Below are 17838 nucleotides of genomic sequence, written 5' to 3'. Positions count from 1 at the left end.
TTATACTTTTTAATAACCTAATAATTCTCTATCTTCTTTCGAAAAGAAGTCAATTTCTTCAATATCTGGATGATATAATTCTCTATTGCCATTCAAATCAAACTCATTTAGTTTATAATCTTCTAATGTTGCAGAGTGAGCATCATTATATATATTACCATCAGAAATGTTTTTTTGTAAAGTATTTTCATATCCTAAAGCTTTATATCTTTCAAACTCTCTTATTTCATGAGTGTAATATCTTTTATCATAATTTGTTATGTCAATTTTATTCGATAAAATATCTTCTAGCCGCTTAATCATTTTTCTATTAGCTTCTACATCTTCAAATCTACCTATGTGTTTCTTAACAATATCTATTCCTTCTTTTGTTATTTTAGTATTAATCCATTCAAGATTTAAGATTTTTCCTCCACAATTATTTATATCAAAAGTTCGTTTACTATATTTTCCTTTAACTATTTTTGGTTTTAATCTAACTCTTTTAGTAGATGCAACCTCATCCAAATGCCTAAAAACCTCTGGATGTGCTTTTCTAACTGCTTCGTCGCTTTGAGCAATAGCTTCTCTTGCATATTTTTTTAATCCACCTTTAAAAGCAACTCTTAATTCGCCAGACAAAGTAAACAGTTCTAAAATAAACAAATACTTTTGTAATGCAATTGCATATTTAGAATTTGTTTGGCTTAAGGTTATTAGCACACTAACTATGCCACTTGTAAACTCTACTAGTCCTGCTGCTAGTTTAACTCTGGCTAAAACGGTTGCTGCTTTAGCAATTTTAGTCGCATCTTTAACACCTTTTGTTGCTTTTGCTAGTCTTGCTAATTTTGTTAAGTGTCTAAATTTTAATATGTTACCAACACCAGAAAATGTTGTAATAATATCTAGCGCTAACCAAGAACCAGTTTGAAAGTTATCCCAAGCTTTTTTATCGTCAAACGCTTTTAAATAAAATGCAGGAATAATAGTTTTGTTTATTTCAAATGTTTCATTGTCTATGTTTTCTGGTATTTTTGGTAACCTTATAGGTTCTAAAGGGTGATATATCCCAATTGTTTTAGTGACAATATTACCTGTACCATCTTTAATAGAACCGCCTTGATGTTCTTTTCTTGTTACCTTAATTTTTAGACCTCCTTCTTTTGTGTTTATAAAATTAAAATCGAAACCATTTTGATAAAAACCTAAGATTTTTCTATTTGTATATGCTAAATTGTTAATACCGCTTTCATTATTCTCTTTATAACTTTCTTGTTTAGCCCAACTACTAAATAACCAAATGTTATAGATAAATAGCATGAGTTTAGTAAAGTTTTCTTCACCAAAACCAGAATCATTCATTTTGCTATATAGGCGTTCAAATAAAGTTGTAGAAGAGTCTTTTACTTTTTTAGTAATTAATGTTTCTAACAACTTATCTGCTCCATTTGCTATATAATTAGTGCCTTTAAATTCTTCAAAGTGAATTATAGCTAATGCATTCATTATTTTTAAAACAACCTTTTCTTCATTAGTTCCAATTTCGTCTACTAGAGTTGTTAATATACTTGACAAATCATTTAGAAGTTTTTTAGTTCCTCTAGAAACAATAATAAATATTGGTGCTTTTTCATATAACCAATCTAATTGGTTTGGATCTTGACCTACTTTATTAAAACCAAAATTGAAGTTTTTAATTAAATCTTCTTCCAAATCTGCATCTGAAAGTTTATACCCAGAAATCTTTAATATGGTTTCAAATTGATCAAAAAACTCACATCTAATTTCAATTGCTATTTCATTACTGTTATTGTATTTATAAAATAAAGTGAAATATAATTTCTCTTTTTTAAAATTGAACGCAATAGCATGGTCTGGAGTTGTATTAATAATGCCTATTTTTTTATTAAGCTTTGTTATTGGTTCTAGAGCTATTTTTTGTCCTGCAGACGTTTCGGTTTCATAAGGCACATTTACTGGATATTTTTTTTCTCTAAAAGTGAGAAAATCTTTAGTAGCAAACATTGCCTGCTGTTCTCTTGCAGAGACAGTTGCTTTTGATGTGCTTATAAAGTCTTTATAATCAAAAGGAGTTGTTTCTCCATTATTTTTAACTCCTTCTTTTATAAAATTAAATAGTTTTATAAAATTAATTATTCCTTTATAAAAGCCTTTTCTATCAGAATCATTTTCAAATGAAGTAGGTGGAGAAAACCCAAACCGCTCAGCAAACTCAAATGTATTACTCATAATTTTTGTTTTTTAATTGTTAAACATTGTTTTTAGTAACATTTAAGCAAGCCTTATCCTTGTTCCTCTCAATATTATATTGAGAGGAATTAATGTTTTCCTATAGTTACGCTTCAATAAGCAAAGTGTAACATTTGGACACATAATAATTAAGGATAAGACTGTTAAATGCTTAACTAAACTGCTATCTTACAGTGTTTGTTACTGCTACTTCATCGCTACCAACACCTTTTTCGCCTCCAATAAGATCTGTGCTTGGTTGTATTGTATTATCTAGCGTTTCGTCTTCACAAAAACATGGTAAGCCAGCTTCGTCTAGTAAGGCAGAATCTGCTTGTACTATGGTTAAAGCTGTAGGTAGTCGTGTTTCCCACGTACCTTCTACTTCACCTTCAATAGTTTGCATTTCTTCGGCTACAGAGATGTATAAATCATCATCTTGATCTGTTATTAAACCTTGACCATTCCAAATTTCACCTGTACTCATATACCAATTTACAGCATCTTCAAACCCTGGTCTAATAGGGACTATTGTTCTTGCCATACCAGATTGTAAAAACGCTTGAAATAAAGGATCTGCTGCGTCTTGAGATTGGAATAACTCTGTCCAGTCTTCTTGTTTTGCATAGAAATAAGGATAGAATGTATAGGCCATGATTTCCCAATCGAAAGCTTGCTCAAAGAATTTTACTGTAGAGGCATGGCTGTCAAAAGCTTCATTTTTAGTTACTCTTGCAATAGTATCCTCTGTTGTATAATTATCTTTAGAGACTTTAATTTGGTCAATTAATAACTCTATAGCAATACGTTTAAGCTCTCTTTTTTCTAAACTACGGTTGTGTAATGGGTTAAAAGTAAGTTTATACTTTGCATCTGTAGGGAATACTTCATTAGCTATAACGGCTTCATTGTATTCTCTTAGGCGCTCATTATAAGCGTTTAATATCGCATTATATGTTTCATTTTGCCATTGCTTAAGCGCTTGGTCTGTAATGGTGCAAAAAGCCTCTACATTTACTCTTATTCCACCAACATCTGCTCCTATAAAAGATACTGCTAATTCATTTTCTATATTATCTAAAGAAAGTGTATTAGAGACAAAATCCCAATGTCTTCCTCCTGCAGAATATTTATGATTAGCAACAGAAACAGTAGCATACGTATACTCTAGTTTTTTAGGCACAAAAACAAAACCTGCATTAAAACGAGTACTTGTCGCCATATAACCTTCAGGAATACTCATTTTAAAATGCGATGCTCCTGGATGATTATATTGAGAAACATAATCGTTTCCTGTTGCACTAAATGATTCAGATATTGTTTTATTTAAGTCTATAGCATTTACATCTGCATTGTATTGGGCAGCTAACTCTTGATAATTATCTACAGTCAACATACTAGCATCTGTAATTTTAATATTACTATTTGCTAAAAATTCATAATCTTTAGGGTGAACAGGTAATTCTGGCAATACTACAGCAGAATCTACTTCCTCATTATTTTTAATTTTTTTCCATAAGGCATCCTTTAAAAACCTAGCTGGTTCAGGTATTGCAAATTCATACATTAAACGCTTACCATAATTGATTAATTTATTTTTATAAATTTTATCAACCCAACGGTAAACACCTGTTACATGCTTATCTCCTTTAGTATTATCGAAACCATGTTTGTTATTTTCTTCAAATTCTTTTAAAATACGTGACGTACGTTTTGTTTGCGTTTTGGTTACAATACGCTCCATGGCACGCTCTGTTACTTCTTGAGCATAAGTTAATGCTTGACTATTAGAATTTGATGTTGAATTTGATGAAGAAAAATCTGCATAACCACCAATGTTTATAGAGGAGTTAGGTGTAGGATCATATGAAGCATTAGCGCTAGCACCATAGTTTTTAGACTCGTCTTCGTTAATTACTGAAGCAATTTCACTTTGCATTTCATTACGCTCTGTAGTAGTAGTATCTGTTAAATTTTCTACTTCAGTTTCAGAAGTCGTTTCAGAGGTGGTTTCAACACTTGTTAAGCTTCTTGTTGAGCGTTCTTTATATTCACGAGCCAGCACATTTTCTATATGTGATACTTCTCCAGGAACGTAACAACATACTTCTTGCTCTACACGTCTAAAATCTGCAATACCAATATTTGTTACTCCAAAAATAGTATCAGTATTAGACGGTTGAGAATCTGTATCCACCAATTCAAAAGTACCCATATTAAATCTAGACTTTCTATTTACTAATTGAGTGAAGCTGTATTTTTCACCAGATAGCAAAGTAATTTCACCAGAGATAGTATAGGTGTTAGAGTTGCTAGGTAATGTCATTCCATTAGGAAAAAGCCTAATCATATTGTTTGTTGTAGATACAGGATTAAAACCACTATCTGTAGCAGAAGTACCATCTGTAAAGTCTACAGTATAAGTCATACTAGAAATTTGAATAGGTTCAATTACATTATAAAAAACCATAAAAGGGCTAACTAATCCTGCTGGGTTTACCTCTAGAAAGTTTGGAAAATTATAATCTAATAAAGGAACACGATCGTTTACCTTAACTACGCTGCCGCCTATTTTTACATTTTTAGGTTTTACTGAAGACTTATTAAATATAATTTGATTATTTGAATTGATTTTAGATTTTAATGCTTGAAAAACCTCTTCAAAAGTATTATAAACATCAAGTCCTTCTTTATTTAAAAGCATTAAAGAGGCTTCGGATAATTTATCTTTTAAATAAACATCGGTGATAACTTCTTCCTTAGGAAAATCAAACCTTGGAAGTTTTAAATCTGGATACGTTGTTATTTCTTTAACGATTCCAGTTTTTATATCTGTTTCTTCAGTGATTATTGGTTCAGACTCTGCAATTAATAGTTCAACAGTTTTATTATGGTTATTTAAAGCTTCATTATATGCTTTTTGGCTTTCTTTTTGATATTTAACCTCAATTGTTTTTAGTTCTTCAAGAAGAGTATTATATGTTTCATTTTGATATTTAGCCAATGCTACATTGCTAATATCTTCTAAAGAACTTAGAGAAGCAGTACCTATTCTTCTTGTTTTATCATTAGCTGCTTTTGCTATAAAAAACAGAGCTTTAGGTAAAACCACACTCGCATTAGCACGACGTAAAAAGTCTTTTTCTTGATCTTCTGTAAAAACGATATTAGTTTTTAAGCCTTGAGAAAAACTTAAGAAAGCTTTTAAAAACTTATTTGTTATTAATACTTGAATTAGCGCTTCTCTAGCATAAACAGATGTTTTTTCTATAGTTTGATAAATTAAATTATCCCAAATTACAAGTTCTTGTTCTGTTGTTAATACTTCTGCACCAATAGAATTTGACTTAATTTCATCATAAGACAAAGTATTTTTGTTTCGCATTAACCATGATGAAAATTCATATAGTTTTGTAGAAACGTCTTTTACTTCTTTTCTGTTTTTTAATGCAGAAAATGTTGATGATACAGCTTTTAATGCTGCTTCTTTTTCATCTGCGTTACTAGCGTCAAAGAAATTACTTTTTGACTCGTCTGGATGATATATAAAACCAGGATCTTTGTCTTTTTCTTCAATAAGTTGTGGGCTACGTAGGGTTACGAATCGAAATAAATTTTGTTTAATTGTTTTACTCATTTTAAATATTTTATGTTTTAATATTAAGTTCTCTTTCTATTAAGAACTGTTGTCTTTTCGCTTTTCTAACAGGTTCACCTTAACATAAAGTCTTAATCTTTTAAGACATAAAATTCTCATCTATTCAAAATAATGATTGAATAGTAACACGTCATTTTGATTTTTGGAGATGCTACTCGTATTAAAAATCTGGAAATTGTTGCTTAAAATTCATACAAATGTTTGATTAATAGATAATTTTGTATATTAGCAACTTAATTACAGTACAAATATACAACATTTTACAAACTTAATCAAACATTTTACATTTAATTTTGTAAAAAGTTTGATTTAATTTTAAGAACGCCTATGGATACTATAAATGAGAAAATATCTGCCATTATTAATCATTTTCATTTAAACAATTATGCCTTTTCTAAACGCATTGGTGTTACTGGAACAACTATAGATAGTATTGTAAATGGAAGAGTACAAAGCGATGGTTCTAGAAAAAAGACAAAGCCTGGTTATGATGTTCTTTTAGCAATTATTGATGAATTTGATATTAATCCAGACTATTTATTTGGTAAAAGTTCTATAATGCTTAAAGAAGATACTTCTAATATTCAAACATATTCTGGAGTACCACAAGTTATTTCTGTTAATGATGATAATGAAGAAAATGTAGTTTATGTTCCCATAAAAGCACGTGCAGGTTATTTAGATGGCTATGGAGACACAGAATATATTGAAACGTTACCTTCTTTTCATATGCCACACTTAAATAATGGTACTTTTCGTTGTTTTGAGGTACAAGGTAATTCTATGGTGCGTACTTTTTTTGATGGAGATTTGGTTTTTGGTAAATATGTAGAAAACCTTAATGATGTTAAAGATGGCCGTGTATATGTTATTGTAAGTAAAAATGATGGTATTGTATTAAAACGTGTTATTAATCGTATTGAAGAACGTAGTAAGCTTATTTTAAAAAGCGATAATAAAGATGGTAATTATCCAACATATACTATAGGTGTAGAAGATATTATGGAAATATGGTATGTTACTATGTTTGCTTCTAAACAAATGCCAGAACCTGTTGATATTTACGATCGTTTACATGAGTTAGAAAGTCAGTTATTAGAACTTCGAGAATCTGTAAATACTAATACATTAAAGAATTAATTGGCATAAAAACCATGAAATTAACTTACAATAAAGACGAAAAACTAAAAAGTAAAAAAGCTATAGAAGCATTATTTCTTAAAGGGAAGTCTGTTTCGGCATATCCTTTGCGGTTAGTGTATTTAAAAAACGATGATAAAACTAAAGTAGGTGTTTCTGTAAGTAAAAAAAACTTTAAACGCGCTGTAGATCGTATTCGTATAAAACGCTTGTTACGTGAGGCTTATCGTTTAAATAAAACACTTTTAATAGACAACAACATCACTGGTTATTCGTTTATGATTTTATACAATAGTAAAGATATGCCAGATTTTGAGTTAATTAACACTAAAATAAGAGCCGTTTTCACTAAATTTAATGACCAAAATTTTAAAGCATAACGCTATGAAGAAAATTCTAAAACGCAAAGTTCTCATTCCAATTTTTGCAATCACTATATTATTTACAGGCTCGGCATTTAAAACATTTAATAACGATTTTTTTGAGATTGCCAAGCAGATAGAAATATTCACAACGCTTTTTAAAGAGTTGAATATGAATTATGTTGATGAGACAAATCCAGGAGACTTAATGGATAATGCCATAAAGAACATGCTTAATGAGCTTGATCCATATACTCGTTTTTATAATGAACAAGATGTAGAAGCAGAGCGTATTAAACGTACAGGTGATTATACAGGTGTTGGTGCTAGTATAAGAACATTAAAAGATAAGTTAGTTGTTATTGAACCTTATAAAGGCTATCCAGCAGATAAAGCAGGGTTAAAGGCTGGAGATGAAATAATTTCTGTTGATGGACAAAATGTGGCAGACTATAAAGATGATGCGGGTAATTTATTAAAAGGAGCGCCTAACTCTTCGGTAAATATTACATATCTGAGACAAGGCAAGAAAAATAAGACGACATTAAAACGGAGTGAAATAGAAATAGATGCAGTACCTCACTTTTCTATGATTGATGAAACTACAGGTTATATAGTATTAAAGAAATTTAATGAAAAAGCATCACAGCAAACAGGATATGCTTTAAAAGATTTAAAAGCACAAGGAGCCAAAAGCATAATTTTAGATTTAAGAAGTAATCCTGGTGGTCTATTGAGAGAAGCGGTTAATATTGTTAACTTATTTGTGCCAAAAGGCCAATTAGTAGTAACTACAAAATCTAAAGTAAAAAAATATAATCGTACATATTACACTAAAAAAGATCCTATAGACACTGAAATCCCTGTTGTTGTTTTAATAAATGGTAGAAGTGCATCTGCAAGTGAAATTGTAGCAGGAACACTTCAAGATTTAGATCGTGGAGTTGTTGTGGGCGCAAGAAGTTTTGGCAAAGGGTTAGTACAACGTCCTAAAAAGTTAACTTATGGTACGCAACTTAAAGTAACTATTTCACGTTACTACACGCCTTCTGGTCGTTGTATTCAGGCTTTAGATTATTGGAATAAGGACGATAAAGGAAATGCTGTTCGTGTTAAACAAAAAGATTACAATGCGTTTAAAACTAAAAACGGAAGAAAAGTATTTGACGGCGGAGGTGTTTTCCCAGATGAAGCATTAGATTACTCTAAAAATTCTGCAATTACAAAAGCTATTTTAAGTAATCAAAGTGTATTTGATTATGCAACAAAATACTATTACAGCCACCAAAACATTAATGATATTAATGGCTGGACATTATCTGATTCGGATTTTTCAAACTTTAAAACCTATTTAAAAAACTCAAACTTTACGTTTGAAACTAAAACAGAAAAATCTCTAGCAAAAGCAATAGAAGTTGCAAAAACAGAAAATCTAGACGATGATATTCAGAGAGATTATAATGCACTAATTAAAAATTTAAATAATTCGAAACTTAAAGCTATAGATGATAATAAATCTCAGTTAATGAGTTTACTTAGTGATGAGATTATTAAACGTTATGTTTATAGAGAAGGATTATATGAGTACTATAAAATTCATAATGCAGAAATTAAAAAAGCAACAGAAATTCTTGGAAACCCATCTAAATATAGAAAATATTTAAACTAGATATAATATTATATAAAATGGTATATTTATTGTCCTACCATTAAACATGAAACAGTTATACATCATATTACTACTAATTTCTTGTAATCTATTTGCGCAAAAAGAAATCACGCACGATGTTTATTTTGACACCGATGAATATGCTGTACCATTAACTGAAGAAAACAGATTATTACTTTTTATTTCTTCATTAGATAGCGTAACAGTAGAAAAGGTATCAATATATGGGTTTACAGACGACCGTGGTAGTAACGAATATAACATGGAATTATCTCAAAATAGAGCCAACACTATTAAAGAATTATTTGCTGGTTATGGTATTGATCCTAATTTAATTACTAATGTAAATGGTAAAGGTGAAATTTTACTTAAGGTTCTAAATGAAGAAGAGGTACACCAAATAAGAGGATTAAATCGTAAAGTTGAAATAATAGTTACTAAACAAATACCTAAAAAAGAAGTTGTTATAGAGACTGTTGCAGAGCACAAGAAAAAAGAAAAAACAACAAATGATATAAAAACAGGGACTATAAAAAAAGGAGATAAAATTAGATTAGACAAAATCTATTTTAAAACTAGTTATAGTTATGTTACTAAAGAATCTAAGAAGACCTTAGAAGAGTTGGCAAAGATTTTAGTAGAGAAAGACAATGTTTATTTCACTATTCAAGGACATGTTTGTTGTACACAAAACAGTCGTGATGCAGTAGATAAAAAAACTAGAAAACGAAATCTATCTGTAGCAAGAGCAAAATATATCTATGAATATTTAGCAAAAAAAGGTGTAGATAAAAAACGCATGAAATATGTTGGCTTACGCAGAAAGTTTCCTCTTGGAGGAGAAGCAAAAGATGATCGTAGAGTTGAAATATTGGTGACACATATTAGTGATAGAAAATTAAGAAAATAAAAAACAGACGTAAAAAGAGCGACCATAATTGGTCGCTTTTTTTATGCTTAATTTTTAAGGAGTCTATGAAAGGTTATCAAAATCAGATGATTAGCATAGTTGTTTATCGAGGAATTTTAACCTCTTATCTACAAATGTGTATTTAAACCAAATAAATTTGAAAATGGACTAAAATTTTTCAGTAGAAGTAGGGTGCGTTATATGTTTGATGTGCCCAACAAACCTATCTAACATGAGAAATTTTTACCTACTATTAGTTCTTATCTTGTCTTTTTCTTTTGCAAATGCATCAGATAATCTTAAAAAAGAGAAATTAAAAAAATCAACTGCAGTAGTAAGTCATGATGTATTTTTTAGTACAGATAAATACTCATTAACTTCAGAAGAGTTTCAGAAACTATTACACTTTATTCAAGAAACAGAAACTATAGATATTGAAAGAATGTCTATTTATGGATTTTGTGATGATTTAGGAAGTGATGATTACAACAAGCAATTATCTAATAAAAGAGCAACTTATATTAGAAACATTATTTCTACTTACAGAAACAGTGATAAAAAGCCAGAACTTGTTAGTGTAGATGCAAAAGGGGAAATTGCTTTAACAACACAAGAACAATCTTTGTTTGATGAATTAAGGGCTTTAAATAGAAAAGTAACTATTGTTATCGCTCCTAAAAAATTAATTGCAGGTTCTTTTTACGGTGAAGATTTGTCTTCTGGAGATCTAATTAATCTTGAAAAAATAAACTTTAGAAGAGGTTTACGTTATTTAACAGAAGACTCTAAAGCGTCTTTAAACGAATTAGCAGATTACTTATCTAAAAGAACAGATATCTTTTTTACAATTAACGGCCATGTATGCTGCACAAAAAATGGAAAAGACTCTAGAGATAGAGAAACAGGAAAAGTAAACTTAAGTGTTGTAAGAGCAAAATATATTCGTGATTACTTGGTAAAAAGAGGAGTAGACGCATCAAGAATTAGATATCAAGGTTTAGCTGGAAAGTATAATTTAGGTGGAGACGATAAAGAAGATAGAAGAGTAGAGTTATTAGTAAGATATATTTCTAAGTAAGGTAATATTTTAGTAGGTATCCCTTATTTGTAAAACCTCATCGTGCCGATGAGGTTTTTTTATTCTGTAGCATTATAGAGCATAGCAATATGTGGTATATCATCTTCTAAGTATTCCTTTCCTATTTCTATAAAATTTAGATTATTATAGAAGCGTTTTAAATAGCATTGCGCAGAGATTTTTATTGTAGTTACATTATAATGCTCTTGTATTGCTTTTATGGAAGCATGCATAATATCATAACCGTATTTATATTGTCTTTCATTTTTTACAACAACAACTCTACCTATACTAGCTTCCTCAAAATAATAGCCTGGCTTAAATAAGCGGGTATAAGCAACAATCTTATTATTTTTAACCCCTAATACATGTAGAGCTTCTTCATCCTTACCATCAATGTCTTGATACACGCATTCCTGCTCTACAACAAAGACTTCACTTCTTAATTGAAGCAAACCATATAACTCTTGTTTGGTTAACTCTTGAAACGTTTTTACTTTAATATCTATCATAGTTTTAGTCTTGTACAATTACATCTTTTACATCATCCTTGCCATATTCTGGCTGAATATTAACATGATTAATTTCAAATTTGTGGTATAACAACTCTTCTACTTCGTGAAGAATTTTATCAAATTGTGATAAGGTAATATCATTTTCAAAATCTATATGTGCTTCTAAATGAATTTCTTCTTCGTTAAGTTGCCAGACATGTATATGGTGTACATTTTTTATGGATTTAAAAGCATTAATTTCTTTTACTATTTCTTCTACAGGAATGTCTTCTGGTGTAAACAACATTAATACTTTAGTAGAGGCTTTTAGCAAATCGTAACCCATGTAAATAAGATATAATGCAATAGCAAACGTAAGTACACTATCAACCCAAAATAATTGATAATACTTCATTAATAGCCCACCAATTAAAACAGCGACACTAGCCATCATATCTGTTAATAAATGCAGATATGCACTACGCATATTCATATTAGTTTCGCTATCTTTTTTAAGTAATAATACACTAAAACCATTGCCAAGAATGGCAACTATAGATAGCCATATTACTAAGTTACTTTCAATGGCTTGCGGATTTTTAAAACGCTCTACAGCTTCAATAATTAATAAAACAGCAACAATAATTAATGTTGCAGCGTTAATAAAAGCAGCTAAAATTTCAGCACGTTTATAACCAAAGGTTTTATGCAAAGAGGCTTTCCGTTTAGACAGTTTATCTGCTATATAACTAACAATAAGCGATAAAACATCACTAAAATTATGTAAAGCATCACTTAGTAAAGCTAAACTTCCAGAGACTAAACCACCAACAACTTGAGCGGCAGTGATAAGTATGTTTAAAAAAATAGATATTAAAAGGTTACGCCCTTTTAAGTCGTTATGATCATGAGAATGGCTATGTGAATGACCATGACCCATATATTAGCAATGCGCAGGAATTTTATCGACACGGTTTTGGTGTCTTCCGCCTTCAAACTCGGTTTCTAAAAAGGTGTCTACCATTTGTAGGGCTTGTGGTATCGCTGTAAAACGAGCCGGAATACATAAAATATTAGCATTATTATGTTGGCGAATTAAAGACACAATTTCTTTAGTCCAGCATAAGCCAGCGCGAATATCTTGGTATTTATTGGCTGTCATGGCTACACCATTAGCACTACCACAAATTAAAATACCAAAATCAGCTTTTTTATCAGTCACATCTTTAGCAACTGGATGCACAAAATCTGGGTAGTCTACACTATCATTAGCATCTGTACCATAGTTTTTAACAGTAATACCCTTTGCTTCTAAATGTTTAATAATGGCGAACTTATAATCTGTTCCAGCGTGATCGTTTCCTATTGAAATATTCATTTTTTAATGCTTTAAAAATTATTTCCGTGAAAACGGAAAACTAGTAGTGTGTTGTTTTATGCCTCAAAGTTAATAATTGCAAATAAGTATGCATAACTTATAGAACCTTACTTATTAATTTTTTTTAGGTTAGATAATTCAATTTAATTATAGTGTTTATAGTTACAGTTAATAATTCTGTTATTTAACGCAGAGTTCTTGTTAATATCTAAATTATAGTTTATTAAGGTTATACGGTTAATTTTTAAAATCAGGATTATAATTAAATAGTAAAAAGGGTGTTCGTTGCTTTTGGAGAAATTATTCAACTAAAACAAACAGATATAATAAACCTTTAAAAAAACCCTTCTGTAACACTACGTACCCCTACGTAATAACCAACACGATTACGTATTTTTTTGTGTAAAAATTAATAATACCTTCACACGATCTTAAATAAATCCCTAATTTATGAAATTTAATAAGCTAAACTTAAGTATAATTACCCTTGTTTTATGTTTAAGTGCTTTAGTTAGTACCGCTCAAACCTATACCTATACAGGAACAGGAAATTGGACAAATGTTGCTAATTGGGATACCTATCCTGGTACAACTATTGGCTTTTCAGAAACTGTTATAATTAATGGTAACGCTACTTTAAATACATCTATAGATGTTACAGGAACTGTATTAGTATTTGGTACAGGCACATTTATTAATTCTGGTGGAAACATTCAAATTAATGCTGGAGGTGCTTTAATTAATCTTGGTATTTTTAATATTGAAAACTCTGGAACATTAAATATATCAGGTGGTGGTAATTTTAATATTCAAGGAAATATGGCTAATTCTGGAACCATTAATAATACAGGAACCATACAAACATTAGGAAATATTATTGTAGAGAATACAGGTATTGTAACTAATAACTCAATAATACTTATTAATTCTGGAACCATTAATAATACAGGAACTATTACTAATTCTAATTCGTTTATAGTTTCTAATACAGGAATACTAAATAATAATACAGGAGGATCTATTACAAATACAAGTACACTATATAATGGAACGGTTTTAAATAATACAGGAATAGTAAATAACCAAAGTGGAGGTACTTTTAATAATGAAGGCACTCTAAACAATAATACAGATGGGATAGTAAACAATACAGGAGTTATAGAGGATACAGGTATTATAATTAATTTAGGAACCTTATCTGGACAAAACATAAGTCATACTGGAGACTTTAGTAATGCAGGTACGTTAAATCCAGGCAATACAACAGGTACGTATATTTTTACTAATAATTACACACACCTAAGTACAGCAATTCTTGCTACAGAGATAGAAAGTACTACAAATTTCGATGCACTAACTGTAACAGGTACAGTTAATTTAAGCGGTACATTAAAAGTTAGCTTTCTAAACGGATATATACCTAGTTATGGAGACTCGTTTACTATTGTAACAGCAGGCGGTATTTCGGGAACATTTAGCACATTAGATTTAGCCACAAATATACCAGTAAATAGTCAATGGTATATTAGGTACACAACTACTGAAGTTATTTTAGAGTTAATACCAATAATTTATACTTATACAGGAACAGGTAATTGGACAACAACTGCAAACTGGTCGCCTTTATATCCTGGAACAACTATAAAGACAGTAGAAACAGTTGTTATTAATGGTAATGTTAGTATTACAAGTGGAATAATAGAAAATAATGGATTAATAACTAACACACCTGAAGCTACAATAAGTTTAACTTCAAATGCTTCATTTGTAAATACTACAGGAGCTATATTAACTAATGAAGGTATTATAAACTTAAATCAGTCTGACATTGTATCTGCTTTAACTAATCAAGGTACTCTAAATAATAATACCACAGGAGAAATAATAGTTGATGCACTTTTTGAAGAGTATCTAATAAATAGCGTAGGTGGTATTATAAATAATACAGGAAGTATCACAACAGTTCATGGTTATTTAAATAATGCTGGTGGTATTATAAATAATAATACAAGCGGCACTATAACTACTGGCACAGGTTCCTCTGGAATGAGAAATACTGCAGGAGGTATTTTAAATAATAATACAGACGGTCTTATAGTTAATGCAAATCTATGGAACAATCAAAGTACAATAAATAACATAGGGATTATAGAAAACAACAATAATTTAACTAATAACGGAACTATTATAGATAATGGTACTATAACCAATAATAGCGAGCTTGCAGGAGTAAATACAGCCCATACAGGGGATTTTAGTAATTCTGGAATTTTAAGCCCTGGAAATTCTGCTAATTCTTTTGGTACGTACACCTTTACTAATAATTATACCCATGAAAGTACTGCAATATTAACTACAGAAATAGTAAGTGCTACAAGTTTCGATGCAGTAACAGTAACAGGCACAGCTAATTTAAGCGGTACGCTCGAGGTTAATATACCATTAAGTAATACAGTAGTTATAGGCGATACGTTTACTATTGTAACAGCAGGTAATATTTCGGGAACATTTAGCACATTAGATTTAGCCACAAATATACCAGTAAATAGTCAATGGTATATTAGGTACACAACTACTGAAGTTATTTTAGAGTTAATACCAATAATTTATACTTATACAGGAACAGGTAATTGGACAACAACTGCAAACTGGTCGCCTTTATATCCTGGAACGACTATAAAGACAGTAGAAACAGTTGTTATTAATGGTAATGTTAGTATTACGAGTGGAATAATAGAAAATAATGGATTAATAACTAACACATCTGGAGCTACAATAAGTTTAACTTCAAATGCTTCATTTGTAAATACTACAGGAGCTATATTAACTAATGAAGGTATTATAAACTTAAATCAGTCTGACATTGGATTTGCTTTAACCAATCAAGGTACTCTAAATAATAATACCACAGGAGAAGTAATAATTGATGGGTTTACTGAAGAGTATCTAATAAATAGCGTAGGCGGTATTATAAATAATACAGGAGGCATCACAACAATTGTTGGTTATTTAAATAATGCTGGTGGTATTATAAATAATAATACAGACGGCACTATAACTATTGGTACAGGTGCGTCTGGAATGAGAAATACAGCAGGAGGTATTTTAAATAATACTACAGGCGGCCTTATAGTTAGTGCAAATTTACTGAACGAACAAGGTATCATAAATAATACAGGGATTATAGAAAATAGTAATGGACTATCTAATGGAGTAAATGCTATCCTAAATAATTATAATATTATAAATAATAATGGAACTATAGAAAATTATTCTACAGGGACTATAAATAACTACAGTGTTATAAACAATAATGATATTATAATAGATTTCGCAACACTAATTAATCATTCAGGAGGTATTTTAAATAATAATAATATTCTATCAGGAGATAATAATATAAATCATGCATCTAATTATAGTAATATAGGTATTTTAAGTCCTGGTTATGGAAATAGTACGTTTAATTATGGTACGTATAATTTTCATGCAAATTACACACATGAAAGTACTGCAACATTAAAAACAGAGGTACTTAATATATCAACTTTCGATATTGTAAATGTAACAGGAACAGCCACTTTAAGCGGCACTCTCGAGGTAAATTTATCCCCTAGTTATACACCAAATGTAGGCGATACCTTTACCATTTTAACAGCAGGATCAATATCCGGTAGTTTCGATACTTTAAACCTACCATTAAATTACTCATGGAATGTTAATTATACTCCTACAGCTGTAGTACTAGAAGTTACAACACCAGTAAATCTTAGTGCTAAGGTTATGTTACAAGGTGCAGCACTTAACCCTATAACAGGAGAAGAAAATCTAATGCGAGATGATTTAAGAGTAGCATCACTTTTACCTACAACAAGCCCATATCCAGATATGCTGTCTTGTGCTGCTACGGTATTTAATGCAGGAGGTACAACAGGTACAGGCAGTACTACAGATGATATTGTAGATTGGGTATTTGTAGAACTTCGTGATGCAACCACTAATACTGTAGTATCGTCCAGACAATCTGCCTTAATACAACGCGATGGAGACATAGTAGGTACAGATGGTATTAGTGCATTAACCTTTAATGTACCATCAAGTAATTATTTTGTAGCAATAAAACATAGAAATCATTTAGGAATAATGACATTAAATACAGTGCCTTTAACAACTGCAGTTACTACAATAGATTTTACAGATGCTAATAACCAAATTACTTATGGAACTGATGCGCAAACTACTTTTGGTATGCCAACTGGAACAGTAGCTATGTGGGCTGGAGATGCCAATGGAGATGGGCAATTAAATTATTCAGGAGCGCAATCTGATGTTCCATCGATAAGAAGTCAAGTTTTTAATGATCCTAATAATTCTGTATTTGGAGGGCCACCAGTAGCGAGTTATCAATCTATAGGTTATAATGGGACAGATATAGATATGGATGATTTAACGGTCTATTCAGGTACTTTAAGCGATGTTATGAATGTAAGAAATAATATATTTAATAATCCATCAAATTCTGTATTTGGAGGTCCTCCAACAGCAACATATTTGTTTATACAACAATTACCTGAAGGAGTGAATAATTAAAAAGTAGGCTCTAGCTATTTTTATAGATTAATGTAAAGCTGTCTAAAAAGTAATTTTTAGATGATTTCTTTTTTGTAATCCAGAATGACAGCTAATAATCTCAATCAATTAAAAATAAGCGTTTTAATAATCTTTATTTGTATTAAAAATACATTTTCTAGACAATCTTTTTTGTTTAATAACACAGGGTTAATATTGATTTAATAATAAAACCGTAGCTTTGTATAAACTTAATATCTTCACTTCCTCCTATATTAAGTTAAAAAATAACCGAATTTCACTAACGGTCACTTATGCTGTTGGCATGTAGAAATTCAAATAGGAAAA

Annotated in this window: 11 protein-coding genes; 6 read left to right on the top strand and 5 right to left on the bottom strand. The window is 30.3% G+C overall.

The features are described from left to right. Positions 1–9: 9 nt before the first annotated feature. Positions 10–2232, bottom strand: a complete 2223-nt coding sequence (locus Q0997_RS01085; protein WP_299883576.1) for a hypothetical protein — start codon at positions 2230–2232, stop codon at positions 10–12. Positions 2233–2416: 184 nt separating this feature from the next. Further along, complete coding sequence (locus tag Q0997_RS01080; RefSeq protein ID WP_299883574.1) at positions 2417–5869, bottom strand: hypothetical protein; 3453 nt, start codon at positions 5867–5869, stop codon at positions 2417–2419. A gap of 348 nt (positions 5870–6217) precedes the next feature. Here Q0997_RS01080 and Q0997_RS01075 point away from each other — a divergent pair, with 348 nt between their 5' ends. From Q0997_RS01075 to Q0997_RS01055, 5 genes are all read left to right on the top strand, one after another. Beyond that, positions 6218–7030 (top strand): S24 family peptidase, encoded by an 813-nt coding sequence (locus Q0997_RS01075; RefSeq protein ID WP_299883572.1) that lies wholly within the window; start codon positions 6218–6220, stop codon positions 7028–7030. Positions 7031–7044: 14 nt separating this feature from the next. Beyond that, entirely contained in the window at positions 7045–7410 is a 366-nt protein-coding gene (gene rnpA, locus Q0997_RS01070; protein WP_299883570.1) for a ribonuclease P protein component, read from the top strand. Between the two features lie 4 nt (positions 7411–7414). After that, complete coding sequence (locus Q0997_RS01065) at positions 7415–9061, top strand: S41 family peptidase (RefSeq protein WP_299883568.1); 1647 nt, start codon at positions 7415–7417, stop codon at positions 9059–9061. 46 nt (positions 9062–9107) lie between these two features. Then, on the top strand, positions 9108–9971 hold the full coding sequence (locus Q0997_RS01060; RefSeq protein ID WP_299883566.1) for an OmpA family protein: 864 nt from the start codon (positions 9108–9110) through the stop codon (positions 9969–9971). Positions 9972–10203: 232 nt separating this feature from the next. Then, the gene (locus Q0997_RS01055; RefSeq protein ID WP_299883564.1) at positions 10204–11049 is read left to right on the top strand and encodes an OmpA family protein; all 846 of its coding nucleotides are present in this window, start codon (positions 10204–10206) and stop codon (positions 11047–11049) included. A gap of 59 nt (positions 11050–11108) precedes the next feature. Here Q0997_RS01055 and Q0997_RS01050 read toward each other — a convergent pair whose 3' ends face one another. Genes Q0997_RS01050 through rpiB form a run of 3 tightly spaced genes read right to left on the bottom strand, consistent with a single transcriptional unit; the run spans position 11109 to position 12921 of the window. Beyond that, complete coding sequence (locus tag Q0997_RS01050) at positions 11109–11561, bottom strand: GNAT family N-acetyltransferase (protein ID WP_299883562.1); 453 nt, start codon at positions 11559–11561, stop codon at positions 11109–11111. 4 nt (positions 11562–11565) lie between these two features. Beyond that, the gene (locus Q0997_RS01045; protein WP_299883561.1) at positions 11566–12483 is read right to left on the bottom strand and encodes a cation diffusion facilitator family transporter; all 918 of its coding nucleotides are present in this window, start codon (positions 12481–12483) and stop codon (positions 11566–11568) included. Between the two features lie 3 nt (positions 12484–12486). Beyond that, positions 12487–12921 (bottom strand): ribose 5-phosphate isomerase B, encoded by a 435-nt coding sequence (rpiB, locus tag Q0997_RS01040; protein WP_299883559.1) that lies wholly within the window; start codon positions 12919–12921, stop codon positions 12487–12489. Between the two features lie 450 nt (positions 12922–13371). On the opposite strand from rpiB, the gene Q0997_RS01035 reads away from it, so the two are divergent. Further along, on the top strand, positions 13372–17511 hold the full coding sequence (locus Q0997_RS01035) for a hypothetical protein (protein WP_299883557.1): 4140 nt from the start codon (positions 13372–13374) through the stop codon (positions 17509–17511). The last annotated feature ends 327 nt before the right edge of the window (positions 17512–17838 follow it).

Origin of the sequence: uncultured Lacinutrix sp. (genome assembly GCF_947500325.1) — a bacterium.
Classification (GTDB): Bacteria; Bacteroidota; Bacteroidia; order Flavobacteriales; family Flavobacteriaceae; genus Lacinutrix.
The sequence above is the reverse complement of the archived record's forward strand: the minus strand, read 5'-3'. Positions and strand labels throughout refer to the sequence as shown.

What these genes read in the sequence shown, in the direction of transcription:
- Q0997_RS01085 (WP_299883576.1), bottom strand. Translation starts at nt 2,232, where the DNA reads ATGAGTAATACATTTGAGTTTGCTGAGCGGTTTGGGTTTTCTCCACCT.
- Q0997_RS01080 (WP_299883574.1), bottom strand. Translation starts at nt 5,869, where the DNA reads ATGAGTAAAACAATTAAACAAAATTTATTTCGATTCGTAACCCTACGT.
- Q0997_RS01075 (WP_299883572.1), top strand. Translation starts at nt 6,218, where the DNA reads ATGGATACTATAAATGAGAAAATATCTGCCATTATTAATCATTTTCAT.
- rnpA (WP_299883570.1), top strand. Translation starts at nt 7,045, where the DNA reads ATGAAATTAACTTACAATAAAGACGAAAAACTAAAAAGTAAAAAAGCT.
- Q0997_RS01065 (WP_299883568.1), top strand. Translation starts at nt 7,415, where the DNA reads ATGAAGAAAATTCTAAAACGCAAAGTTCTCATTCCAATTTTTGCAATC.
- Q0997_RS01060 (WP_299883566.1), top strand. Translation starts at nt 9,108, where the DNA reads ATGAAACAGTTATACATCATATTACTACTAATTTCTTGTAATCTATTT.
- Q0997_RS01055 (WP_299883564.1), top strand. Translation starts at nt 10,204, where the DNA reads ATGAGAAATTTTTACCTACTATTAGTTCTTATCTTGTCTTTTTCTTTT.
- Q0997_RS01050 (WP_299883562.1), bottom strand. Translation starts at nt 11,561, where the DNA reads ATGATAGATATTAAAGTAAAAACGTTTCAAGAGTTAACCAAACAAGAG.
- Q0997_RS01045 (WP_299883561.1), bottom strand. Translation starts at nt 12,483, where the DNA reads ATGGGTCATGGTCATTCACATAGCCATTCTCATGATCATAACGACTTA.
- rpiB (WP_299883559.1), bottom strand. Translation starts at nt 12,921, where the DNA reads ATGAATATTTCAATAGGAAACGATCACGCTGGAACAGATTATAAGTTC.
- Q0997_RS01035 (WP_299883557.1), top strand. Translation starts at nt 13,372, where the DNA reads ATGAAATTTAATAAGCTAAACTTAAGTATAATTACCCTTGTTTTATGT.